The sequence below is a fragment of the Sphingomonas sp. genome (genome assembly GCF_035998645.1).
GTDB lineage: Bacteria > Pseudomonadota > Alphaproteobacteria > Sphingomonadales > Sphingomonadaceae > Sphingomonas.
Genome location: NZ_DASYHL010000002.1, coordinates 55,707 through 79,454 on the forward strand (window position 1 = coordinate 55,707; position 23,748 = coordinate 79,454).

The window sequence follows — 23,748 nt, forward strand, 5'->3', positions numbered from 1 at the left end:
CGCTTGCTGCTAAACCCACCCCCTGCCCCTCCCTTTCAGGGAGGGGAGTTTGACGGAGCAGCATTCCCGCTCGCCCGCCAGCGTCCGCGCAGCATCTTGGCGGCGAGGCCCGGCACGCCCGGACGGACGAACAGCCAGTCGCGAATCGCGGGGCCGGCGTCCGCGCCGATCACCCGCTTGTAGCCGCTGTCGCCCGCGCCCCAATCGACGGTGGTGATACCGTCCTCGAGCGCGCGGACGAGGTTGCGGTAGTAGAGCAGCTTCCCCGGCGAGTGCTTGGCGACGCGCGGGTCATAGCTGTTGGCAATGGCGTATTTGAGCGACCCGGCGTTGAGGTCGAACGAGAAGGCGGTGGGCTCGCCATCGATGCGGAGTACTGCGGCCCACAGCATGTCCGCGATCACCGGGTCCTGCGCCGCCGCGCGCCAGAACGCACCATGGCCGGATTCGGTGAACTTGGCGTCGCGGCCGTCGGTGCGGTCGGCGATCCAACTCTTGCGCTCGATATCGGCGAGGGCGTCGAAGGCCGGCGCGGTCCAGTCCGTGCCGGACACGAAGCTCCAATCGGGTTCGCCATGTTCGGCGAGATGCTTTTCGTGGAAGCGATTCTTGCGCAGCGTCGAGTTGCGCGGCCAGGTTCCCTCGGCCTGTAGTGCGGCCATGTCGAGCAGGAAACTTTCGGCGACGAAGCGGTCGAGCGCGACCCAGCCGCGCGTGGCGGCGGCGGCGCGCAGCCCCTCCAGCGCGGGGTCGCCGTCGTAGACCGGGCCGATGCGCAGCGCATTGGCGTGGCGGGCGAGCAGGTCGAGCGCGACCTCGAACGCCTCGGTCCCGACGTCCTGCGCGACCGGAAAACTGCGGAACGGCCAGTAGCAGCCGGGGATTTGCGCAAAACGCAGCGGCGCTGGTCCCATCGCAGCCATCGGCAGCGCGAGCACCGGATCGCCCTCACGCGCGACGGTCAGCGTGCGTGCTTCCCCGCCATAAGCGTGGAGTGCGGCGGCGAACCAGCCATAGCGCAGGAAGCGATGCGTCGGCGCGGCGGATGTGGCGACGGCGTCGATCGCGCTCGCGAGGCCATCGCCGATGCTGGCGGTCAGCAACGGCGGCAGGCGCGTGAAATCGGCGAGCGGCATCGGCTTCGTCATGGGCGCGGGTCTATCGCGAAGTCGTTACCATAGCGTGGAAGTCGCTTGGCGGAAGCGGGTGCGCACCATAAGCTCGCCCCGATGCAGGCACCCATGATCTCCACCGTCGCCGCGACGATCCAGATATCGATCGCCCCCGTGTTCCTGCTGGCGGGTATCGCCGGTATTCTGAACGTGCTGGTCGGGCGGATGGCGCGGGTCGTGGATCGCGCGCGCAAGCTCGAGCAACTGCACCCGGTTTCGACCGGCGCGGAACATGAGCGGCAGGTGTGGGAGCTGCGGCTGATCGACCGGCGGCTGTCGATCATCAACACGTCGATCTGGCTGTGCGTGGCGAGTGCGATTGCGATCTGCCTGGTCGTCGCATTGCTGTTTGGGGCGGAGATCGTGCATCTCGACATCGGCGTCGTCGTCGCGGCGGCGTTCATCGCGTCGATGCTGTTGCTGACGGCCGGGCTGGTCGCGTTTCTGTTCGAAGTGCGACTGTCGGTGCAGGCAGTGCATGTCCGCGAGGAATTGCTGGAGCGCGACCGCGAGGGTTGAGAATTACGATCCTCCCCCGCCAGGGGGAGGTGGCGCCGAAGGCGTCGGAGGGGGCGGGCGGCTGTGCCCTTGAGCCACTTGCCGATCCCCTTCCTCCCCTCCGTCAGCTGCGCTGACACCTCCCCCTGGCGGGGGAGGATTATGGAGTCAGCGCCGCTCGCGCGCTTGGGCGACCGCGCGCTTGAGCGTGGGGAGATCGACCAGGCCGGGGACGAGATAGGGGCCGACCATCATGCCCGGCGTGCCCGACAGGCCGAGCGTGCGGGCATGATCGTTGGTGCGCGCGAGCAAGGCGTCGATCGCCGCCCTGTGCTTCACCTGATCGCGCTGCAGCCGCGTCCAGTCGACACCGGCGGCATCGGCGGCGGCGCGGATCTTGGTCGTGTCGATGCGCCCCGACTGGGCGATCAGCGCGCGGTGGAAGGCGAGATGCTTTTTCTGAAAGCTGGCGGCGATGGCGGCGCGCGCGGCGGGGCCGGAGCCGCCGCCAAGAATCGGCCAGTCACGATAGACGACGCGGACCTTCGCATCGCTGGCCATCAATGCGTCGAGCGTTGGACTGAAGCGGCGGCAATAGCCGCATTGGTAGTCCGAAAAGACCACGATGGTGACGTCGTAGCCGCGCGGCGCGACGGTCGGCGCGAGCACGTCGTTGCGGATCTTTTCGCGAACCGCTTCCGCTGCATCGCGACGGCGGGTGTCGCCTGATTCGGACACGCCCTCATCCTGGGCGGGGAGGATCAGAGGCGCGGCGAGCGCGAGTATGGCGGCGGCGAGAAAACGGATCATGCCAGCGCCTTAGCGCAAGCGCGCGGTCATCAGGAAGCGTTCACGGCTTTCGGCGGATTTGCGGCGCAATTCGCTGATCTCGCGCTCTTCGGTCGCGTCCAGCATCGCTTCGAGCAGGCGGTTGAAATGCTGGCGCATCGCGATGCGCGCGGCGCCCGAATCGCCGACACGCAGCGCATCGACGATCGCAGCATGCTCACGCTGACGAGTGCGGCCGTCATGCTGGCAGACGCTGGCATAGGTGGTGCGCACCTCCGGCATCTCGGTGCGCATGCGCCACAGCTGCTTGATGACATGGATCACCGCCTGATTGCCCGAAGCGGAGGCGATCAGCAGGTGAAACTCCTGATCCGCCGCGGTCGAGGCGGCATCATCGCTGTCGTCGCGGCCCATGATTTCGAGCAGTTCGTCGAGCCGGGCGAGCATTTCCGGGGTCACCGTCGATGCGGCAAGCGCCGCCGCTTCGCTTTCGAACAGCGAGCGTGCCTCGGTCAGTTCGAACGCGCTGACTACCGGCGGCGCGTCGGAAAGCGTGACCTTGCCGTCAGTCACATAGACACCGGACCCGGTCTTGATGGCTAGCAGTCCTTGCGCCTGCAGTGCGATCTCCGCCTCCCGGATCGTCACGCGGCTGACGCCGAGTTGCTCGGCAAGCTCGCGCTCGCCCGGAAGCCGCGATCCCGGGGGGTAGGTTCCCCCCGCGATCATCGCGGCAATCCGCTCGGCAACTTCCTGAAACAGGCGGCGCTCTGCCATGCAATCCCTCGGTTCGATCCGGTCCAGCGCTTCGAATGCCCCACCCGCCTAAATTTTGGAATAGGCTATTGGTCCGAAGCGCTGGTTACGGAACGGTCAGCGCAGCCGCACGCGTACGCTCATGAAATATTGCGGCCCGTAAAATTCGACGTTCCGGGTGCTCCCGACCACCGGCATATATTCGATGCGCGGTTCGTTGAAGAGATTGAGCGCTTGCAGCCGGAAATCGACCTGACGGTTCAGGCGGAATGACGCGGTCATGTCGAACGTGTCGGTCCCCTCGACATAGCGCAGCTGCGTGTTGTTCGAGGTGAACGCCTGATAATAGCGCGAGCGGTAGCGGTAGATGCCCTGCAGCGAGAAGCTGCCAACCTCATAGAAGCCCTGAAACGACAATGTGTGCTTCGAATAGCCGCTGAGCCCGGCCGTGGGAATCAGCCCAGGCGTAACGCTGCCGTCGGATTCGATGACATCGCCATAGCGGATGTCCTGCGTCTTGAAATCCGACCAGGCGTAATTGTAGCTGAGCTTCGCGCCGAAATTCTTGAGCGGACCGGGCAGCCAGGTGAAGCGGTTGGTCGCCGTGACCTCGATCCCGTACAGGTCGCTCTGTTCATCGCTGTTGGTCGTCTGAGTGACCGGAACCTGATAGTCTGTGCCGCCGATGTTGAAGGTTTCATCGGTGATAAACGGCATCAGTCCGCCGCTGAAGCGCTTGTAGTACAGCGTCGCCGCAAGCAGCGTTTCCTTGTTCGCATAATATTCGAACGCGAGGTCACCGTTCCACGACATGGTCGGCTTGAGCCGCGGGCTGCCGGTCGCGGAGATGTTGTCGATTGCCTCGGTCACCGAGGTGAAGCCGGTGCCGGGGTCGACCTCAAGCGCGATGCGGCGGCCCGCACCGAGCGCGCTGGGCGCCGGACGCGACATCGCGCGATAGAAGCCGGTGCGCACGCGCATCTTTTCGCTCAGGTCGAAGATCGCATTGAAACTGGGCAGCCAGCGCGTCGAGCTCGACTTGATCTGAACCGGGGTAAGGTCGTTGCTCGCCACCAGCAGGATCGTGCCATCGGTGCGGGTAATCACGTCGAGATCCGCCCGGAACCCGTCCGAGGTCACTTCGGTGCGCACGCTGCGCACGCCGAAATTACCGCGCACCGGGATATTGCCAAGCTCGCCAGAATAGGTCGCCATGGCATAGCCGGCCCAGGTCTGTTCGGTGACCTGAGAATTGTCGACCGAGTCGAGATTGCCGCTGTTGCCCGGGTCCTCAGTGCCCAGATACTCCCTGAACTGGCACAGCACGTCGAAGGTCGCATAGCTGCCGATCGACGGGCTCGAGGCGTCGGCGAGGAAGCCGGTCTGCGGGAAGGGCGTGCGACAAGCGAGGTTGACGCGGCGATCCACCGCCAGGTCGGTCTGGTCGATGTTGACGTCGTTGCTGTAGCCGAAGAATTTGCGGTTGGCCCAGCGACCGCCGATGTCGATCCGCTCGATGAACCCATCCATCTTGTAGCTGGCGTCGCCGCGCAGCGACCAGATTTCGTCGGTGCGCCCGTCCTGCGATCGCGTCAGGCGCGCATCGTCGCTGAACAGGTCGTGATTGGTCGGATCGAACCGCGCATCATAGGTAAAAACCGGCAGATAGCCCTGGGTCATGTCGACCGAATACGGAATGCGCTGATTGTTGATCGCGGTGCGCACGCCATAGATGTTGAACGGATCGGTGCGCAGCCGCACCTGCCGCGTGATATCGAGCCGCTTGGTCCGCGAATAGCCGCCGTCGATGCTGACCGTCAGGCGATCAGACGGGGTCCATTCGATATTGCCGCCCAGACCCAGATAGCGCTCGTCGCGCTCGAACATGCCAGAGATCGTCTGGAGCGTGGCCGAACCTGTGGCCGACAGCATCTGATTATTGTCGCCGATCACGACGTTGCGCAGATTGTAGCGCCCCTCCGCCGTGCCGAAATCGTTGCGGCGCTCGCTATAGTCGCGGCGCGAATATTGCGCATCGAGATTGATGTCGATCGTCGGGCTTGGCTGCCACTGGAGCGCGCCGAAGATCGCATCACGACGATCGGTCGTCGTCATCTGGCGATTGAGATACGAGTTAGACGCATGGAAGAACGGCGTGCCGGCATTGCCCTGTTGCCGCGTCACCTCGGTGCAGTTGGTGCTGGAAACGACCGCCGCATTGCAGGTGAACCAGGTCGAACTGGTATAGAAGCGCTCGACCGGATCGTTGACGTCGTTGCGCTGCACGCCGATCGAGATGCCGACTTCGCCCAGCCCGCCCAGCTTGAACTGGTCGATATAGCTGGCGGTGCCGCGCCAGCCCCACGCGCCCTCTCCGGTGATCTTGTCCTGATAGGGATTGAAGTTCGCCTTGGCCTCAAGCTGGATCTGGCGGCGGCCATAGTCGAGCGGGCGACGCGTCTCCATTTCGATCAGGCCGGCGACGCCGCCCTCGATCAGATTGGCCTGTTGCGTCTTGTAGATCTTGATCGCGTTGAACAGCTCCGACGGGAACTGGCCAAAATTGACCGCGCGGTCGCCCGAGCCGTTGGTCGCCTCGCGCCCGTTGAACGTGGTCAGGCTGAGGCCCGAGCCGAGGCCGCGGATCGACACTTCGGTCGGGCCGTAATTGGCACGGTCGATGGTCGCACCGGTAATCGTCGCGATCACCTCGCCCACCGATTGGCCGGGAAGCTCGCCGATTTCCTTGGACGAGACGGTATCGACGATCGTGTCGGAGTCGCGCTTGGCCTGGATCGAGGTCTGGATGGTCTCACGGATGCCGGTGACGATCACCTCTTCCGCGGCGGCATCCGCGTCGCCAGCCTGTGCTGGCGGCGTGGCTTCCTGCGCGATGGCCGACGGTGCGCCGAGCAGCGCGGCCAGCGAGCCACCGACGAGCAGCGAACGGCGCAACGATGCCGAACGTGAGCCTACAACCATCGCAGAATCCTCCCCTATCATTTATTTATACCAATCATTAAGATTGGCCGAGCCGCGTTGTCAATCCAATTCACGAACCAATTGGTATAGACATTGAGTCAGGGCATCAGGTGCGACCGCAGCTCCGGGACCGCGACCGCGAAATCATGCGCGACCAACTTGGCGAACACCTTCGCACCGGTCTCACCGACATGGGTGTAGTCGAACTTGGGACGCAGCTGTCCGCGTGGGCCGGTCTTGGGTAGGTCGGCGGCGGCTTCGCGCGCTTCCTCCGCCGGACGCGCTTTCAGCGTCGTGCCCTTCTTCGCAGCCTCCAGCTCTTCGGGGAGCGGCGGGGATTGGGCGAGCGCGGTCGAATCCACCGCGCCGAGCCGCTGAACCACTGCCGCGCTGCGCGTGTTGAGGTCGATCACCGGCACCTGTAGCGCCGCGCCGACCTTCTTCGCCTCCGCGCCCCAGGCGGCGAGGTTGTTGTAGATCTTGCCGTCGCGGAACTCGCGGCGGGTGAGCGGGGTGACCAGCACCGGATGCGCGCCCGCCGCGCGGACATCGGCGATCATCTGGCGCAGATTCGCACCAAATTCGCCGTTGAGGTCGGTCCAGCGTTCGGCACGGGTCGACTGGTCGTTATGGCCGAACTGGATCAGCACCCAGGTCTTGTCATAGCCCGCGACCTTCGCCTCGTTGAGCGCGATGCTCCACGACCCTTCCGAGCGATAGCTGCGCGTCGAGCGACCGCCACGGCCGAGATTGACGCAATTCACCGTCGATTTGACATGCAGCGCGCAGAACATCGACGCCCAGCCGCTGCCCGGCGCCATCGTCGAATCACCGACCAGGATGACCTTGAACGCGCGGATCGGCTGAGAGTCGATCCGCTTTTCACGCTTTTCGAGCGCGGGCTGTGCGTCCTTCGGAAGCTCTGCCTGCGCCTGCGGGGCGAACGGCAGCGCGAGCGCCGTCAGCGCAGTGGTGATCCTGATCATCCCGTCTCTCCCCTGTCGGGGCGGTGCGGCCTTAGGAAAAGGCCAGCCCGCCATTGATGTCCATGTTGAGCCCAGTGAGGAACGCGGCGTCCTCCGACGCGAGGAACGCGACGGCAGCGGCGACCTCGTCCGGATGGCCTTCGCGGCGCAGCGGGGTGTTGCCGGCGGTGGCGGCGCGGCCCTCGGGCTTGGAGAAGGTGTCGTGGAAGCTGGTGCCGATCAGGCCCGGGCACAGCGCGTTGACGCGGATGCCCTGCGGACCCAGTTCCTTCGCCCAGCTGCGCGTCAGCGTGGTCAGCGCGCCCTTTGATGCGGCATAGATGCTCGCGCCCGGCCCGCCGCCGTCGCGCGCGGCCTGCGACGACAAGTTCACGATCGCCGACCCCTTGGCGAGGTGCGGGAGCGCAGCCTTGGTGACGAGGAAGGCGGACTTGAAATTGAGGTCCATGACCGTGTCGAAGAACGCTTCGTCCATGTCGGCCAGCGTCTTGCGCGCGACCATGCCGCCGGCGCAGTTGACCAGCACGTCGATCGTGCCGCCGCCGAAGTCTGCCGCTGCGGCGATCAGGCCGGCGACTGCATCGGACTTGGTCACATCGGCGCGGTGGAGCAACGCAGTGCCGCCTGCGGCCTCGACCGCCGCCAGCGTATCCAGCGCCGCTGCTTCGTCGCTGCGATAGTTGATGACGACCTTTGCGCCCTCTGCTGCGAAGCGCAGCGAGATCGAGCGGCCGATGTCGCGTCCACCGCCAGTGACGATGACGAGCTTATCCTTGAAACGCATTTATGCCCCTTGGTCTTGAGTGTCAGATTGGACGGGCTCGATGCGCCCGCCGATGAAGATGCAGATCAGCGACAGCGGCACGAGCGCGGCGCCGAGGATGAAGATCGGTGCGAAGCTGACCTTGGTCATCGCCGGGACCAGCCAGGTGGTGATCAGCGTGCCGGCGACTGCCGCAGTGCCGCTGATCCCCGCAAGCGAGCCGACCGCACCGCCGCCGAACCAGTCGCTGGGAAGCGTCTGGATATTGTTGATCGCGACCTGGAAGCCGAACAGGATCGCGGCGATCAGCAGCACCGCATAGAGCGGCGTCGCGGCGGTGGCGGTGAGCAGCAATGCGGGGAGCATGATGATGCAGCCCAATGCGATCACGCTCTTGCGCGCCCTGTCGGTGCTCCAGCCGCGCTGGATCAGCTTTCCCGACAGCCAGCCGCCCGACAGCGAGCCCGCCATCGCGCCGACGAACGGCACCCAGGCGAACATGCCGATCTGCTTGACGTCGAAGCCGAAGCTCTCGTTGAGGTAGATCGGCAGCCACGAGACGAACAGCCACCAGATCGGATCGAGGAAGAAGCGGCCCGACATCACCGCCCATGCCTGACGATGGCGCAGCAGCTGGCCCATTGAGGGGGCGTAGCCGGTGGGGTGGGTCCCGCCATCCTTCTCGTTCGCGCCGAGGATGTGTTCGCGCTCTGCCTTGCTGAGCCAGGGGTGGGCGTCGGGATCGGACTTGTAGACCCATATCCACGGGAGCAGCCACAGGAAGCCGAACACGCCGACGATGACGAAGGTGGTGCGCCAGCCGACAAACCCGAACAGGATCGCGATCAAGGGCGCGGAAATGATCGCGCCGAGCGAGGCGCCGGCGTTGAAAATCCCCTGCGCAAAGGCGCGTTCGGAGCGCGGGAACCAGGTGGCGTTGGCCTTGGCCGCGCCGGGCCAGTTGCCTGCCTCACTGATCCCGAGCGATGCGCGCAGCATTCCAAGCACCAGCATCGAGCGGACGAGGCTGTGCGCGGCGATCGAGATCGACCAGACCACGATCGAGATGGCAAAGCCCATGCGGGTGCCGACCACGTCGAAAATCTTGCCGAAGATCGATTGGCCGAGCGCGTAGAAGACCATGAAGATGGTCACCAGCAGCGCATAATCTTCCTTGTCGGCGCCGATGTCCTTGGCGACTTCGGGCCACATCACCGCGAGCGCGTTGCGGTCGATATAGTTGATGACCGTCGCGATCGCGATCAGGCCGATGATCCACCAGCGGAAGCCCGATTTCATGTGCTGCTCCATCCGTAAAGAAGCCCCTCCCCTTCAGGGGAGGGGTTGGGGTGGGGCCTATCCTCTTGGCGAGCGGTCTCGGTGAGACTGAGAGGCCCCACCCCCAACCCCTCCCCTGAAGGGGAGGGGCTTGCTGGCCTCGACGAAGCTGTGTGGATCGGCGACATCACTTATCCGCCCCCGCACCATCGAAGCGGCCGACCGGGCCGCTCCAGTCGAGCTTGCGCCCGTTCACAGTGACGCTGTTCGCCTTGCCCGCAGTCGTATCGGTGGCGATGGCGATCAGGATCGTCTTGCCCCCGGTCAGGGTGATCGTCGCGACGCGCGCGCCGGCGGTTTCGGTGAGGATCAGGCCGGCCACGCCGCTGCGGCTGCCGGTCGTGGTCTCGGTCGCGGCGTCGTAGCGGCCATGCGGTTCGAGCAGGCTGAGGAACGCGGCGCCCCCTGCCCCGCTCAGCCGCTGGATCAGCACCGGTTCGCGGCGCAGGTTGAAGCGCGGATCGTTCGCGCCGCTTTCCGCGACGATCAGCTGCGCGCCCGGCGTCGCCATGCGGTAGCTGTAAAAGCGGCCCTGATTGATCCAGGTGACGTGGCCTTGCCCGTTCGCGAACGGCCCGGTCGCATCGACCCACAGGTGCTGATAGCCATTGGCCGTGCCCAGCACCGGGCGTGTCGCGACGTTCGAGGCGAGCTTGACGTCGGTGTCGATGATGTGCCCGGCGAAGTGCAGCGGCAGGTCGTAAGTGGCCTTGCCCGCATTCTTCACCGTCATCAGGTCGAGGACGAGCGGCGCGTTCCTGCCCAGATCGACCTGCACCAGCGCGCGGCGGAAGGTCACGCCGGGATAGGCGCCCGCCATCTCGCCGATGCTGAAGCGCAGCGGGCCTTCGCCGACGAACGCCAGCTGGGTCGGTGCGGCGGCTTCGGCTGGTTTCAGCTTGGCGTCGAAATGGCTGGTTTCGTTGACCACCAGCGTGTTGTGGGCGACGGTCTGCTTCGCCCAGCTTTCATTTTCAGGAAGGTAGCGGCCACCCTCCTTCGCCTCGATATTGAGGAAGCGGGCGGCGCCGTAATCGGTCACCACCGCCTGGCCATTGTCGTAGAGCAGCCAGCCCAGCTTGTCGAAATGGCCATGGCCCATGCCCTGGGCGGTGTTCTTGGCGACGATGACCTGCGCGGTTTCCTGCGGGCCGGAGCGCAGGATGGCGAGCGCGCCGTCCTTGCCTTGGGGGCCGTCGCGGAGCAGGGTCGAGGCGAAGGCGAAGGGCTTGGCTTTACCGCTGGCGATGTCGCGCGCGACCGCGAACCCCTCCGGCGACAGCGCGACCTTGCCCTGCCACTTTGCGATGCCGAGGAGACCGGGATCCTGGGTCGCGGCATAACCGATGGCGACGCCCTGATAGAGTTCCTCGGTCCTGAGGCTCTTGTCCGGCATCGCGTCGTTAATCGGGAAGAAATAGCCGCCGTAGCTGGTCTGGATCGCGGTGCGGATCGCCTTCAAGACGATGCCGTCGCGATAGGCGAAGATCTTGCGGCCCGGCTCGTTCGCTTCGATCGCCTGTGCGAACACGACGAACGGCTGGAGGGCGTAGCGCTGATAGTAAGGCCCCTCGGCATAATAGCCGTCGGGGGAGAAGAGCAGGTCGAGCTGGCGCAGGAAGCCGACCCTGCCCGAGCGGTCGCTGCCCTTCAGCGCCTGTTCGACCAGCACGGGATCGCGCAGGACATAGCCGGCCATGCCGACCCCGGCATTGGCCCAGGTCGAGTGGTTGTGGATGCGATCGAACGTCCGCGACTCGCTGGTCAGGAACGCGGCCATGTGGCGGAATACGGACTCGTCGATCGTCTTGCGCTCGGCGGGCGTCAGGTCGGCGCGGACGGCGTCGTAACCCTGGATCGCATGGACCAGCCAGACGCTGTCGTTCAGGCTCTGCCAGAACAGGCGGCCGGGGACCTGATCCGACGCGGCGGGGTGGTTGGCAAGCGTGGGATAGAGCTTGGCATAGGCGAGCAGCAGGTCGCGGACATAGTCGGCATATTTCCGCTCACCGGTCAGGCGGTAGAGCGCGCCGGCCTGCTGGATCAGCTTGTAGTTCGCCTTGTGCCGCTCATGCGTCGGCCCGCCGCCGCGATCCTTGGGCACTGGCACGTCGATCCCGGCACGGATGCCGGCATCGACCGATTTGCGCGCGGCGGCGAGTTCGCGGGCGAACAGCGGGGCGCTCTGCGCTCCGTCGGCCATGGTGCGCCAGGCGTCGAGGCTGGTGAGGACCGGCGCGGTCGCGGTGTCCTGCGCGAAAGCGGGCGCGGCGCTGGCGAGGAGCAGTGCGGCGAGGGTCGTGCGGATCATCGCAGCGCGTCCATCTGATTGTCGGCAAGGACGATGTCGGGCGTCCCCTGCGGGTAAAGGCGTGTGATCGCCGGTTCGGGCGTCGCGGCGAAGACATTGGCGGTGATGCGGACCACCGGCGCGCCGACGCTGTTGGCGATCGCGATGCCGCCTGCCCGATCGAAGCGGTTGCCGGTGATCGCGACATTCTGGACGCCCGAGAGACGCACCGCGCCACCACCGACGACGCGGTTGCCGGTCATCGCAAACCACGGGCCGAAGGTGCTTTCATCGGTGCCGAGCCGCGCGACATCGGCGATGGTCGCGACATCGGTAAAGTCGCTGTCGGCGATCGTGATCCGCTCGGCGCTGTACAGCCCCTTGCTGCCGGTTTCGGCGGCGGCGGCGATGACTGCGCCGGAGACGTTGGCGAAGGTCGAACGGCGGATTGCGATATCCTCGGCAAAGGTGCCGGGGGTGGTGGCGATCACGTCGGCGGCGTCGCGCACGGCAACGTCGCTGAGCGTCACGCGATAGTTCAAAATGCTCACCGACTGCGGCGCACGAATGAGGGCGGCGCGCGCCGCAGTCGGTGAGGCAGCGGCGCCGGAGAGGGTGACGCCGCTGAGGTGGAGATTGCCGCCTGGAAGCAGCTGGAACAGGGTCGGCGATGCGCTTTCGATGATCGCGGCGCGCGGGCCGGTGAGCGTCAGGCTGTGGCCGATTGCGATCGGCGCGGTGACGCGGTGCGTGCCGGGCGCGACGCGGATCGTGTCGCCGGGGCCGGACTGTGCCACCGCCTGTGCGAGTGCGCCGGGAGCGGCGTCGAGCGTGCGGCCGGTGCTGGCGGGCGCATCCTTGGGGTACCAGGACGGGCCGGCATCCTCGCGCTTGAGCATGACGAGGTCGCGCGGGGCGCCGGTGGCGGCGAGCGCGGGATCGGCGGGATAGAGCAGGCCGTTGGCGGCGCGGACCAGTTTGAGGTCGGCCTGTGCGAAGCCGGTCAGCCCCTTGGGCGGCGGACCCGACTGGACGTTGCCGGCCATGGCGATGCCAGCCGCATCGCCCTCGACCCGGACAATGTCCTTGGCCGATGCGGTGTAGATCAGGTTGCTGGTGAAGCGGCTCGACACCGGCGGCGCACTGCGTTCGGCATCGGCGCCCGCGCCGAAGGTGATGCGCGCGGCATCGATGATCGTATTGCGCTCGATCACCGCATTGGCGACCTGATGATAGCGATTGACCGCCGAGTCCGGCACGCCGTTCATCACCGCGATCGCGCTGAGGAATGAGGTGCCGGTGACGTTTTCGAGGTAATTGTGCCGCACGATCTGGTCGCGGTTGATCACGCGGATCCCCCCGGTCGACGCCTTGCCGCGGCCCAGGAAGATATTGCGCTCGACCAGATTGCCGTTGCCGTGACGCAGCACGATCGCGCCCTGCGATTCGACCACCATGTTGCCGCGGATGACGTTGCCGCCCGATTTGACCGAGACGATCTCGACCTCGCCATCGCAGCCTTCGAACCAGTTATTCTCGACGATCGATCTGGAGTCGCTGAGCGATTCGTCGCTGGTGCCGATGCGGATCGTCTCGCCGCCGTTCGAGCCGAGCGGCGGGCGGGGGCCGAAGAAGTTGTGGTCGATGCGCGCGCGATTCTCGCCCGGCTGGCCCTTGGGACGGATCACCGCGAGGGTGACGCCGCCGTTGCCCTTGCCCGCGAACCAGCTGTGGTCGACGCGGTTGTCGGTGCCATAGATCGCGACCCAGTGATCCTCGGCGCGGCGATCGGGGTTGGTAAAGCGGTCGACGACGATGCCGGTGAGGCGGGTGTGCGATGCGGGCGTCTTCGAATCGCGGCGGAGCGCAATCAGCTCCTTGGTCGGGGACCAGCCATCGCGGAAGACGAGGTTGGAGACGACCAGATGTTCGCCGCCGATGCGCAGGTTCGACTGGCCCGACAGGATCACGCCGCCCGGCGTCTGCGCGGTCAGCGTGATCGGCTTGTCGGCGGTGCCGCGTCCGGTGAAGATGATCTGGAAATCTCGCCACACCCCGTCGCGCAGGATGATGCGGTCGCCGGGCTTCGCCTTCTTGACCGCAGCGGCATAGGCGGCGGGGTCGGCGACCAGATGGTCGGCGGCGAAAGCGGGTGCAGGCGCGGCCAGCACCGCACAGGCAATGAGCGCCGCAATCCGCATCCCGATCCCCTCAATCTGTTCTCTATACCCATTGGACTAACCAATTGGTCGGAACACTTCAAGGGGCCTTCATACCATTTTGCCGCAAAGCTGGTCCGGCAGGGCTCAGCCGCGCTCGACAATGCCCAGCGTCAGCCGTTCCCCCGCCGCCACGCGTTCGTAGCGTTCGGCCATCGCCTGATGCGCGCGGCGCACCGCCGGGTCGCTGGCTGCGGCCGCGCGGGCGCGCTCCTCGCTGGCGCGGGTGCGGTAATAGTCGAGATCGGGGTCCATCTGATATCCTCCTGTGTCGCAGGAGGCGGTAGCGCGTCGCGCGCGATCACCGGCTAACCGGTGTTAAAGCGGATCGGGGTTGAGATAGAGATAGTCCGGGTCGAACTCGGCGATCGCGCGCAATGCCGCCGGATCGGTGATCTCGACCCGGCCGGAGCGGAAGGTCAGCACCCCCATCTCGCGCAACCGGCGGAGCGAGCGGTTGACATGCACCGGGGTCAGGCCGTGGCATTCGGCAAGGTCGGTCTGGCTGAGGTCGAGCGCATAGCCGCGCGCATCGCCGAGCCCGACAATGTCGAGCCGCACCTGCAGCTCGCAGAACAGATGCGCGATCCGCGCCAGTGCATTGCGTGCGCCCATCGACAGCACCCATTCGCGATGTATCGACGCGTCGAGATTGGTCGAGAACCAGTAGATCCGCCCGATGCGCGGGAAACGTTCGATGAGGTCGGCAATGCGCGCGTGCGGAACCGGCGCGATGCGGCAACGGGTCAGCGCCATCAGCGAATGGTCGAGACGCTTCAGGGTGAAGCTGTGCAAATCGGCGAAATCGCCGGGGACGTGGAGCGCGGTGATCTGACGCTGGCCGTCGCGCAGATCCTTGTAGCGCGCGGCGATGCCGTCGAGGATCAGGATGCTGTGGTCGAGCCGCGCCCCCGCCTCGATAAAGGTCTGATGCGCGCCGACGCCCTGCGACGCGGTGAAGAGGGCGCGGATCGCCGCCACCTCCTCATTGCTGAGGGGGTGGCGCGCGTTGATCCGGGCGAGATGGCGGTCGATCATTTCGGTCACGACGCGACAACGCGCAAAATCGAAAATGGCACCAACAGGCAAAACGGCCCGGACATCGCGCGATGCCCGGGCCGGTGTGCGCCGCTTGGGAGGCGCGTGATCAGAACTTCATGCGCGCGCCGAGCGAGAAATAGGTGCCGACCGCGTCATAGAAGACCGGGCCGACCGGGCTGAGCGGCGGCTTTTGATCCAGCACGTTGTTGACGTTGAGCGACAGGGTCAGGCGATCCATCACCTTCGCCCGCGCGCCCAGGTCGAGATAGGCATAGGCGCCGATATCGTTGTTCACGAGATAGCCGGTCGGGTTGACCGACTGGTCGAGCTGGCTGTTGAACTTGCCCGCGCCGACATAGCGGACCCGCGCATCGAGCCCGAGCGTGTCGTTCTGATAGACGAAGCTGAGCGTCCCGCGCCAGCTGGGGATCGCGTTGCCGGTGCCTGCGCCGACATCGCCCGCCGTGTCGACTCGCGACACGCCGGTGTCGATCACGAAGTCGCGGACATGCGTTGCCAGCGCCCGGACCCGCAAGGTCCCGGGGATGTTGGCAATCCCCGACATCGGGAAGACATAGGATGCCTCGATATCGAACCCGCTGGTTTCGAACACCGCGATGTTTTGCGAGTTCGAGCGGACTTCGGTCACCGTGCCTGTCGCATCTCGGGTGATGCGCCCACAGGCGGCCGCGTTGCCGTTGCGACAGGCCAGCGTCAGGTTCGACCCCGACAGGGTGCTGATCGCCCCGTCGATCTTGATGTCATAGAAGTCGACCGACAGATTGAAGCCGGGCAGGAATTTCGGCGAGAAGGTCGCGCCCAAAGTCGTCGTATGGCTGATTTCAGGCACTAGATCGGGATTGCCGCCACTGAACGTGGTCACCGTCGCCGGGGTGGGGTTATACGCCGGGTTCGCCGCAGCACGCCCATTGGTATCGCGATCAACCAACGGGCCGACATTGATCGCCCGGCTCGAGAACAGCTCGGTAATGGTGGGCGCCCGGATGTCGCGCGAGCGCGTGCCCCGCAGCAGCAGCGAGTCGAACAGGTTCGCCGTCGCGCCGCCCTTCCACGACCAGATGCCACCGCTGCGGCTATAGTCGGAATAGCGCGCCGCGCCGTTGAGATCGACCTTGGCCGTGCCTTCCGCGTTGAACAGCGGGAAGGCGATTTCGCCGAACCCTTCCTGCACGTCATAGCCGCCGCTGACCGGCGAGCCGTACAGGTTGAGCGGACCGAACGCACCGGCGAGGTCGAGCGCGCCGCTGACCGAGCGCTGCTCCTCCCAACGCCCTTCCGCGCCGAGCACTACCGTCACCGGGCCGGCCCACAGCGAGAACAGGTCGCCCTGCACCTCGACCGCGGCGGCATCCAGCTTGGTGGTCGTGTCGTTCTGCTGCGTGCCGCGGATATAGGCGAGCGCCTCGGGCGAGGCGGCGTTGAGGCCGAACAGGTTGAGCGGACGGCATGCCGCATCGTCATTGCCGGCGTTGGCATCGGCGTTGATGCCGCAGACGATCTGGCCACCGCTCGACACCGCATTGATCGCATTGTTGAAGCGCGACACGATGCGCGCGTTGCGGATGCGCTGCGCCTGATCGACCTCACCATGGCTGAAATGCGCGCTGGCCTTCCACGTGCCGCCGAGATCGATGTTGACCCCGACCGCGCCCTCCTTCTGCGTGCGCGTGCCGTCATAGATCAGGCTGTACGGGCCGGTATAAAGGCGGCCGAGCGTGAAGCTGGTCTCGCCGGCATTGGCCAGCGTCGTGCGGATCGATTGCGACAGGAACGGATTGCTCGCCGAGATCGTCTGCGCGCCAAGGCCGATATCGGGCAGAAAGGCATAGGTCGATCTGGACCGGCCATAAGTGACATCGGCCCACAGCTTTACCGCACCGAAATCATAGGTCGCGCGGCCATAGGTGCTGATCCGTTCGACCGGCGTGGTCACGGCGATGACGTCGTACAGGCCGACGGCGTTGGCCCCGCCCAGCACCTGCGCCGGAAAGCGGATCGCGGGGTTGGCGTTGAGCGAGGTGCCCGCGCCATAGGTGCTCAAACTGCCGTCGCTGTTGAACATCTGTCCCGCGAGCACACCGGTGGTAATCAGGCCGCCCGGCGTCTGGTTGCCGTAATTGACGTCGGGGACAAGGACCTGGCGCAGGTCGGTGGTCGAGGTCGGGTTGAGGCGAACGATCCCCGCGCTGCCCAGCCGATCGCGCGAATTGCGATCGGGAATCGATTCGTCCTTCACATATTCGGCGCTGAACATGATCTGCCCGCGGCCATCGGCGAAGGAGGTGCCGGCGGTAATGTCGCCGCCATAGCGCGCGCCGTCACCGCGCGACGAAATGCCGCTGACCCCGCCGACGGTGATGCCCGAGACGCGGTCCTTGAGGATGATGTTGGCGACGCCCGCGACGGCATCGGAGCCCCAGGCGGCGGATGCGCCGCCGGTCACGACCTCGACCCGTTCGACAATCCCCATCGGGACATAGTTGAGGTTGTTGTTGCCGACGAAGCGGCGCTTGTTGACTAGGGTGAGCGTGCGGTTGGGACCCAGGCCACGCAGATCGACCGGCGCGGTGCCGCTGCCGGTATTGCCGACCAGCACCTGCGGCGTCGCGGTGGGGCGGAAAGACGGCGAGTCGTTGAGCACCTGCGCCAGGTTCTGACGCTGTCCGAGGCGCAGCTCGTCTTCGCCGATCACGGTGGTCGGCGTCGGCTGTTCGAACCCGTCGCGGACGATGCGCGATCCGGTGATCACGATGGAGTCGTCTTGTGACGCGGCATCATCCTCCGCTTCCGGAGCGGTTTGGGCAGTGGCCGGTGCGGCGGCCAGCAATGCGGCCGTCAATGCTGCGGCACTGCTCCCCCGAGCGAGTCCGCGTCCCAGATTCGATACGATCTTGCGCATGTCTTCCCCCTGTTTGTTGGCCTGCCTCTCGGGCGACCATCCACTCCCAGCGCAAGAAAAGTGACATATTGTCCGGATCAGGACAATATGTTTCTCAATAGCGATATTTATCGCAATTATTCCGCTGATTATCCCGCAGACCGATGCGGAAATTGCCGCAGAGCACATGCGTGGTCGGCTGAAACTGCCGTACCCACCGCGCACGCCGGTTGACCTTCTCCATTTGGGACTATAGCGTCCTTATTAGAAAATTCGGGGAGTGGGCAATGCGGGTTTCTCGTCGTCAGGCCATCGGTGCGCTGGGCACCGCAGCGATCGCCGCACCCTATGTCGCGCGCGCCGCCTTTCAGGTCGATCCGGTCAGCGGGCGCAGCTATTCGAAGCGCGCGATCGAGCTGGTCCGCCAGTCGGTGGTCGTGGACATGCTGGCCCCGATCAAGATCGACTTCAGCCCCGAATTCTATGCCAAGCCGATGAGCGACCAGATGGTCGGTGATTTCCGCGCGAGCGGGATCACCGCGATCCACCACGCGGTTGGCTTGGGCGGTCCGGACGCGAAGGAAGCGGCGTTCAACTTCTTTGCGATCTGGGGCAATTATGTCGCGCGCAACAGCCATGTGCTGACCGGCATCGGCAATTTCGCGGACATCCTGCGCGCCAAGCGTGACGGCAAGGTCGCGGTGATCATGGGGCTGCAGAACGCCGATCACTTCCTGCGCCCGGCCGACGTCAAGACCTTCTACGACCTCGGCCAGCGCTGTGCACAGCTGACCTATAATTCGCAGAACCGCATCGGGTCGGGCGCGACCGACCGCGTCGATGGCGGGGTGAGCGATTTTGGCGCCGAGATCATCAAAGCGATGAACGCGGTCGGGATGCTGGTCGATGTGTCGCATTGCGGCGACCGCACCACGCTCGACGCCATCGACATTTCCGCCAAGCCGCTATCGATCACGCACAGCAATTGCCGCGCGCTGATCGAGCATCCGCGCGTCAAGACCGATGCGGCGATCAAGGCGATGGCGGCGAAGGGTGGGGTGATGGGCATCACCGGCGTGCGCAACTTCGTCAGCAAGACCGACCCCACCACCATCCGCAACTATGCCGACCATATCGACCATGTCGTGAAGCTGGTCGGCATCGAGCATGTCGGGATCGGCACCGATTCCGACCTGTACGGCTATGACGACACGTCTCCGGAGATGAACAAGATGCTGCGCGGCGCCTACAAGGACAGTTACGCCTTTCGTGAGAAGATCGACGTGGACGGGTTCGACCACCCGCTCAAAATGTACGCGCTGGCCGATGAGCTGATCCGCCGCAGCTATTCCGACGCGAACATCAAGGCGGTGCTGGGCGGCAATTTCCAGCGGCTGCTGACCGCGACCTGGGGCGGCTGATCATGGGCACGATCACCACCCTCGCCGTCCCCGCCGATGCATCCGATTACGACGCGCTGGCGCTGCCGCAACCCTATCTGCTGTTCCTGGGCGATACGACCGAGCCAGGCTTTGCCAAGACCGCGTTCGGCCTGCGCGACTGGGCGCCCGAGCGGTGCATCGGCGAATATGCGCTGCCTGAAGCGGACGTCACCACCGGCCTCGCTGCGATGACCCCGGCGGAAGCGCAGGCGCGCGGGGCACGGGCGATGGTGATCGGCGTTGCCAATCCCGGCGGCGTGATCCCCGAGAGCTGGCGCGCGGCACTGCTCGACGCACTCGAGGCCGGGCTCGACATCGTCAGCGGGATGCACGCGCGGCTGTCCGACATTCCGGGTCTTGCCCATGTCGCCGAGCGGCTGAACCGTCGCCTGATCGACGTGCGGGTGCCCCCGGCGAGCATCCCGGTCGGCACCGGGCGCAAGCGCAGCGGCAAGCGGCTGCTGACCGTCGGCACCGATTGCGCTTTGGGCAAGAAATACACCGCGCTGGCGCTGTGGCGGGCGTTCGAGGCGCGCGGCGTCGCGACCGATTTCCGCGCGACCGGCCAGACCGGGATCATGATCGCAGGCGGCGGCGTGCCGATGGACGCGGTCGTCTCCGACTTCGAGGCAGGCGCGGCGGAGATGCTGTCGCCCGACGCCGCGCCCGACCATTGGGACGTGATCGAGGGCCAGGGCGCGCTGAGCCACCCCGCCTATGCCGCAGTCTCGCTGGGGCTGCTCCATGGCAGCCAGCCGGACGTGTTCGTGGTGTGCCATGAGCCGGGGCGGCGCGAGATGCTGGGGACCGCCGGCTTTGCGCTGACATCGATCGAGGAGATCATCGATCTGACCATGCGTCTCGGCAGCCGCACCAATCCCGCGATCCGCTGCGGCGGATTTGCCTTCAACACATCGGCATTCAGCGCCGAGGAAGCCGCCGAACTGATGGCGCGCGAGAGCGAGCGGCTGGGCCTGCCGGTCGCCGATCCGATCCGCGGCGGACCCGCGTTCGACGCGCTCGTTTCGAGCTGCCTCGCATGATCGGGGCGCGGCGCACCGGGAACCATCCGGGCGCCGCGCCGCCCGTGCCGCACAATTCAAGGGGAGAGAGAGTGATGCCGCGACCTTCGTCCTGGCTGCGCGCCACCGCCGCGCTCGCGCTGATCGGCACGGCGCTGCCCGCCGCCGCCAACAGCCGCGAACCCGCGCCCGCCGCAGCCTATAGCATCCCCCCTGCCCGCATCGCCGGGCTCGCCGATTTCGTCGATGGCGTGATGGCGCAGCAGATCGCAACGCGCGAAATGGCGGGCGCGGTGGTTACCGTGGTCTATCAGGGCAAGATCCTGTTCTCGCGCGGCTATGGCTTTGCCGATGTCGACAAGGGCGTTCCGGTCGACGGGATGCGGACGCTGTTCCGCCCCGGATCGACCGGGAAGATGTTCACCTGGTCGGCGTTGCTGCAACAGGTCGAGGCGGGGAAGGTCGATCTTGACGCGGACGTGAACACCTATCTCGACTTCAAGATTCCCGAGTTCGAGGGCAAGCCGATCCGCGTGCGCGACCTGTTGTCACATGCGCTGGGGATGGGCGATGTCGGCAACCTCACCGCGCCGTCGGTGGACAAGCTGATCCCCTATCAGACCTGGCTCAAGCAGCGCGTGCCCGAGCGGCTCTGGCCTGCGGATGGCGAAATTTCCTATTCCAACTATGGCTCGGCGATCGCCGGCTATATTGTCGAACGGGTGTCGGGCATGCCCTTCCCCGACTATGTCGAACAGCACATCTTCGCGCCGCTCGGCATGAGCTCCACTACCTTCCGCGAGCCGTTGCCCGCCGCGCTCGAACCGCGCATGGCGAGCGGCTATGTCGTCAAGGACGGGAAGCTGGTCGCAGAACCGTTCGAGCTGTTCAGCCAGGTGATGCCGGCGGGATCGGCGAGCAGCAGCGGCGCGGACATGAGCCGCTTCATGCTCGCGATGCTGAGCGGCGGCGCGCTGAACGGCAAGCGCATCCTGAAACCTGAATCGGTCGCGCTGCTGATGCGCGACTCCGGCGCCAATGCACCCGGCCTTCAGGGCATGGCGCATGGCTTTTTCGTGGTGCGCAAGGCCGGGCCGCGGATGGTGGGGCATGGCGGCAATACCGGCGATTTTCATTCGAACATGATCCTCGCGCCCGAAGCGGGGCTTGGCTTCTTCGTGTCCGAGACCGGCGGTCAGGGCAGCTATGGCGGACGCACCGAGCTGGTCGAGGCGCTGATCGGGCGGCTGTTCCCGGTCGATCCCGCGCCGCGCGTGGCGGCTCCGGCGGGGGAGAGCGTGCCCGTCGGCGCCTATCGCATGAACCGCCGCGACTATGCCCGCCCGGCCGATCCGGCCCGCGACTGGCAGGTCGTGGCCGCCGGGCCGGACGCGATCACCTTGGTGGTCGAGGGCGCGAAGACGCATTGGGAGCGGATCGGGCCGCAGCTGTACGAGCGGCGCACCGGCGCACGCGCGGGCGGACCGTTCGAGCGGCTGCAATTCTATGGCGGTGAAGGCAAATGGCGGCTGGGGTTCAGCTCGCTTCCGCATGTCGCATTCCACCAGGTCAAACCCTGAAACCCCAAAGGAGAGGTCGCATGAAGTTCCTCACCGCACTCGCCCTGATGACCCTGCCCGCCGCCGCGCTGGCGCAGACAGTCGCCGCCGACACGCCGGGCAAGACCGGCAGCGGCGTGCAGTTCGTCCAGCCCAAGGACTGGAGCGCCGCGCGGACCGGGCAGGCGGTGACCTTCACTGCGCCCGAGGGTGACCTGCGCATCTCCGTGGTCGACATCGGCACGGCGAGCGACGGCAAGGATGCAGCGGCAAAGGCCTGGGCGGTCGTGCGCGGTGCCGCAGGGCCGGAGGCACGGCTCGCGACACCGGTTCCGGCGGGCGATGGCTGGGACGAGCGGCTGGCGCTGTCGTACGAGGTCGCGCCGACCGAGCGTGCGGTGCGGTCCGCCCTCGCCTTGCGCAAGGGGACGGCGTGGACGGTGCTGATCGCCGATGGCGCTGCGGGCACGGCCGCCAAGCGTTCGGCGGCGCTGTCGGTGGTGCAGGCGGGACTCAAGCCCGCCGGTTATCAGGCGGAGAGTTTTGCGGGCAAGACCGCGCACGAGCTGACGCCCGCGCGGATCAAACTGCTCACCGAGTTCGTCGAACAGGCGCGCCAGACGCTGGAGGTGCCGGGGATCGGCTTTGCGCTGATCGATGACGGGAAAGTGCTGTGGCAGGGCGGCTTTGGCGTGCGCGCGCTGGGATCGCCCGACAAGGTTGATCAGAACACCAAGTTCATGATTGCGTCGAACACCAAGGGGATGACGACGCTGCTGCTCTCGGTGCTGTCGGATGAGGGCAAGCTCGACTGGAACCAGAAGGTCGTCGATCTCTATCCGCAATTCCGGCTGGGCAATGACGACGTGACGCAGTCGGTGCTGGTCAAGCATCTGGTGTGTGCCTGCACCGGGCTGCCGCGCAAGGACTACGCCTTCATCCTCGCCGACAAGGGTCAGCCGGCATCGGCGACCTTCACCCAGCTGGCGGCGACGATGCCGACCAGCAAGTTCGGCGACCTGTTCCAGTATAATAACCAGCTGGCATCGGCGGCGGGCTATGTCGCGGGCTATGTCCTCCACCCCAAGATGGAGTTCGGCGCGGCCTATGACCTCGCGATGGAAGAGAAGATCTTCAAGCCGCTGGGCATGAAGGACGCGACGTTCGATTATGCCGAGGGGATGGCGGGGAACTGGGCGGCGCCGCATGGCCTCGACATCGACGGCAAGGTGACGTTGATGTCGAACGACTTCAACTATTCGCCCTATCCCTATCGTCCCGCGGGCGCGGCGTTCGCCACCACCGCCGACATGATCCGCTATGTCCAGCTTGAGCTCGGCAAGGGCGTGCTCGACGGCAAGCGCGTGGTGAGCGAGGCGAACCTGACCGAGCGCCGCAAGAAGGGCGTGCAGGTCGGTCCCGACAGCTGGTACGGCATGGGGCTGTTCCAGACCAATGCGAAGGGCGTCAACGTCGTCACCCATGGCGGGACGCTGCTCGGCTATCATAGCAACTGGTACGCGCTGCCCGAGAGTGGTGTCGGCATGGTGATCCTGACCAACAGCGATCCGGGCGCGTCTTTGCTCGCCCCGACGCTGCGCCGCCTGCTCGAAATCCTCTATGACGGCCAGCCCGAGGCGGAGCGCGATGTCGCGGCGGCGGCGGCGCGGATCAAGGCGGGGGTGACCGCGCGGCGCGGACGGCTGACCTATCCGGGCGACCCGGCGGTGCTGAGCAACCTTGCCGGGCACTATGACGATCCGGCGGTGGGGCAGATCACGATCAGCGAGAAGAAGGGCGCGAAGTGGATCAAGGCCGGCTTTGTCGAAGGGCCGATCGCGACGCGCACGAATGCCGATGGTACCGTGTCGATCGTGTCGGGCGGGCCGGGCAGCATCGGTGTCGATGCGCTGGTTGGGGTGAAGGACGGCAAGCGCACGCTGACCATCAATGACGGCCAGCAGAACCAATATGTCTATGTCGAGGATTGAG

The 23,748-nt window shown here is 66.1% G+C and carries 17 protein-coding genes; 5 read left to right on the top strand and 12 right to left on the bottom strand.

What is annotated here, in order from left to right; all coding sequences use genetic code 11:
- Positions 1 to 35: 35 nt before the first annotated feature.
- Entirely contained in the window at positions 36 to 1,148 is a 1,113-nt protein-coding gene (locus tag VGN66_RS00445; protein WP_327516904.1) for a GNAT family N-acetyltransferase, read from the bottom strand.
- Between the two features lie 81 nt (positions 1,149 to 1,229).
- Between VGN66_RS00445 and VGN66_RS00450 the strand changes: the two genes are divergently transcribed.
- Positions 1,230 to 1,691, top strand: a complete 462-nt coding sequence (locus VGN66_RS00450; RefSeq protein WP_327516905.1) for a DUF2721 domain-containing protein — start codon at positions 1,230 to 1,232, stop codon at positions 1,689 to 1,691.
- 147 nt (positions 1,692 to 1,838) lie between these two features.
- On the opposite strand, the gene VGN66_RS00455 is transcribed toward VGN66_RS00450, so the two are convergent.
- The 11 genes from VGN66_RS00455 to VGN66_RS00505 all read right to left on the bottom strand — a co-directional run bounded on the left by VGN66_RS00455 (position 1,839) and on the right by VGN66_RS00505 (position 17,754).
- Positions 1,839 to 2,480 (bottom strand): DsbA family protein, encoded by a 642-nt coding sequence (locus tag VGN66_RS00455; RefSeq protein ID WP_327516906.1) that lies wholly within the window; start codon positions 2,478 to 2,480, stop codon positions 1,839 to 1,841.
- A 9-nt stretch (positions 2,481 to 2,489) separates the two neighbouring features.
- Positions 2,490 to 3,236 (bottom strand): FadR/GntR family transcriptional regulator, encoded by a 747-nt coding sequence (locus tag VGN66_RS00460; protein ID WP_327516907.1) that lies wholly within the window; start codon positions 3,234 to 3,236, stop codon positions 2,490 to 2,492.
- A gap of 96 nt (positions 3,237 to 3,332) precedes the next feature.
- Positions 3,333 to 6,197 carry a TonB-dependent receptor gene (locus VGN66_RS00465; protein WP_327516908.1) on the bottom strand — a complete coding sequence of 955 codons (2,865 nt, stop codon included), beginning with the start codon at positions 6,195 to 6,197 and terminating at the stop codon, positions 3,333 to 3,335.
- A gap of 98 nt (positions 6,198 to 6,295) precedes the next feature.
- A complete protein-coding gene (locus VGN66_RS00470) occupies positions 6,296 to 7,183 on the bottom strand; it encodes a rhamnogalacturonan acetylesterase (RefSeq protein WP_327516909.1) in 888 nt (295 codons plus the stop codon).
- Positions 7,184 to 7,214: 31 nt separating this feature from the next.
- Positions 7,215 to 7,967, bottom strand: coding sequence for a glucose 1-dehydrogenase (locus VGN66_RS00475; protein WP_327516910.1), 753 nt, complete (start codon positions 7,965 to 7,967; stop codon positions 7,215 to 7,217).
- A complete protein-coding gene (locus VGN66_RS00480) occupies positions 7,968 to 9,245 on the bottom strand; it encodes an MFS transporter (RefSeq protein WP_327516911.1) in 1,278 nt (425 codons plus the stop codon).
- Between the two features lie 166 nt (positions 9,246 to 9,411).
- Positions 9,412 to 11,595: an alginate lyase family protein gene (locus VGN66_RS00485; protein WP_327516912.1), complete on the bottom strand. Its 2,184-nt coding sequence runs from the start codon at positions 11,593 to 11,595 to the stop codon at positions 9,412 to 9,414.
- Positions 11,592 to 13,775: a polysaccharide lyase 6 family protein gene (locus VGN66_RS00490; protein ID WP_327516913.1), complete on the bottom strand. Its 2,184-nt coding sequence runs from the start codon at positions 13,773 to 13,775 to the stop codon at positions 11,592 to 11,594. Before VGN66_RS00490 ends, VGN66_RS00485 begins: the two co-directional genes overlap by 4 nt.
- 105 nt (positions 13,776 to 13,880) lie before the next feature.
- The gene (locus tag VGN66_RS00495; protein ID WP_327516914.1) at positions 13,881 to 14,048 is read right to left on the bottom strand and encodes a hypothetical protein; all 168 of its coding nucleotides are present in this window, start codon (positions 14,046 to 14,048) and stop codon (positions 13,881 to 13,883) included.
- Positions 14,049 to 14,111: 63 nt separating this feature from the next.
- Positions 14,112 to 14,831, bottom strand: a complete 720-nt coding sequence (locus VGN66_RS00500) for a Crp/Fnr family transcriptional regulator (RefSeq protein ID WP_327517552.1) — start codon at positions 14,829 to 14,831, stop codon at positions 14,112 to 14,114.
- A gap of 109 nt (positions 14,832 to 14,940) precedes the next feature.
- Complete coding sequence (locus VGN66_RS00505) at positions 14,941 to 17,754, bottom strand: TonB-dependent receptor domain-containing protein (protein ID WP_327516916.1); 2,814 nt, start codon at positions 17,752 to 17,754, stop codon at positions 14,941 to 14,943.
- A gap of 266 nt (positions 17,755 to 18,020) precedes the next feature.
- On the opposite strand from VGN66_RS00505, the gene VGN66_RS00510 reads away from it, so the two are divergent.
- From VGN66_RS00510 to VGN66_RS00525, 4 genes are all read left to right on the top strand, one after another.
- Entirely contained in the window at positions 18,021 to 19,154 is a 1,134-nt protein-coding gene (locus tag VGN66_RS00510; RefSeq protein WP_327516917.1) for a dipeptidase, read from the top strand.
- A 2-nt stretch (positions 19,155 to 19,156) separates the two neighbouring features.
- A complete protein-coding gene (locus VGN66_RS00515; protein ID WP_327516918.1) occupies positions 19,157 to 20,218 on the top strand; it encodes a DUF1611 domain-containing protein in 1,062 nt (353 codons plus the stop codon).
- A gap of 74 nt (positions 20,219 to 20,292) precedes the next feature.
- Complete coding sequence (locus VGN66_RS00520) at positions 20,293 to 21,777, top strand: serine hydrolase domain-containing protein (RefSeq protein ID WP_327516919.1); 1,485 nt, start codon at positions 20,293 to 20,295, stop codon at positions 21,775 to 21,777.
- A gap of 20 nt (positions 21,778 to 21,797) precedes the next feature.
- Positions 21,798 to 23,747 (top strand): serine hydrolase domain-containing protein, encoded by a 1,950-nt coding sequence (locus VGN66_RS00525; RefSeq protein ID WP_327516920.1) that lies wholly within the window; start codon positions 21,798 to 21,800, stop codon positions 23,745 to 23,747.
- Position 23,748: the final 1 nt, after the last annotated feature.

Excerpts from the sequence above, each read along its gene's own strand:
- VGN66_RS00445 (WP_327516904.1), bottom strand. The coding sequence starts at position 1,148 with ATGACGAAGCCGATGCCGCTCGCCGATTTCACGCGCCTGCCGCCGTTG.
- VGN66_RS00450 (WP_327516905.1), top strand. The coding sequence starts at position 1,230 with ATGCAGGCACCCATGATCTCCACCGTCGCCGCGACGATCCAGATATCG.
- VGN66_RS00455 (WP_327516906.1), bottom strand. The coding sequence starts at position 2,480 with ATGATCCGTTTTCTCGCCGCCGCCATACTCGCGCTCGCCGCGCCTCTG.
- VGN66_RS00460 (WP_327516907.1), bottom strand. The coding sequence starts at position 3,236 with ATGGCAGAGCGCCGCCTGTTTCAGGAAGTTGCCGAGCGGATTGCCGCG.
- VGN66_RS00465 (WP_327516908.1), bottom strand. The coding sequence starts at position 6,197 with ATGGTTGTAGGCTCACGTTCGGCATCGTTGCGCCGTTCGCTGCTCGTC.
- VGN66_RS00470 (WP_327516909.1), bottom strand. The coding sequence starts at position 7,183 with ATGATCAGGATCACCACTGCGCTGACGGCGCTCGCGCTGCCGTTCGCC.
- VGN66_RS00475 (WP_327516910.1), bottom strand. The coding sequence starts at position 7,967 with ATGCGTTTCAAGGATAAGCTCGTCATCGTCACTGGCGGTGGACGCGAC.
- VGN66_RS00480 (WP_327516911.1), bottom strand. The coding sequence starts at position 9,245 with ATGAAATCGGGCTTCCGCTGGTGGATCATCGGCCTGATCGCGATCGCG.
- VGN66_RS00485 (WP_327516912.1), bottom strand. The coding sequence starts at position 11,595 with ATGATCCGCACGACCCTCGCCGCACTGCTCCTCGCCAGCGCCGCGCCC.
- VGN66_RS00490 (WP_327516913.1), bottom strand. The coding sequence starts at position 13,775 with ATGCGGATTGCGGCGCTCATTGCCTGTGCGGTGCTGGCCGCGCCTGCA.
- VGN66_RS00495 (WP_327516914.1), bottom strand. The coding sequence starts at position 14,048 with ATGGACCCCGATCTCGACTATTACCGCACCCGCGCCAGCGAGGAGCGC.
- VGN66_RS00500 (WP_327517552.1), bottom strand. The coding sequence starts at position 14,831 with ATGATCGACCGCCATCTCGCCCGGATCAACGCGCGCCACCCCCTCAGC.
- VGN66_RS00505 (WP_327516916.1), bottom strand. The coding sequence starts at position 17,754 with ATGCGCAAGATCGTATCGAATCTGGGACGCGGACTCGCTCGGGGGAGC.
- VGN66_RS00510 (WP_327516917.1), top strand. The coding sequence starts at position 18,021 with ATGCGGGTTTCTCGTCGTCAGGCCATCGGTGCGCTGGGCACCGCAGCG.
- VGN66_RS00515 (WP_327516918.1), top strand. The coding sequence starts at position 19,157 with ATGGGCACGATCACCACCCTCGCCGTCCCCGCCGATGCATCCGATTAC.
- VGN66_RS00520 (WP_327516919.1), top strand. The coding sequence starts at position 20,293 with ATGCCGCGACCTTCGTCCTGGCTGCGCGCCACCGCCGCGCTCGCGCTG.
- VGN66_RS00525 (WP_327516920.1), top strand. The coding sequence starts at position 21,798 with ATGAAGTTCCTCACCGCACTCGCCCTGATGACCCTGCCCGCCGCCGCG.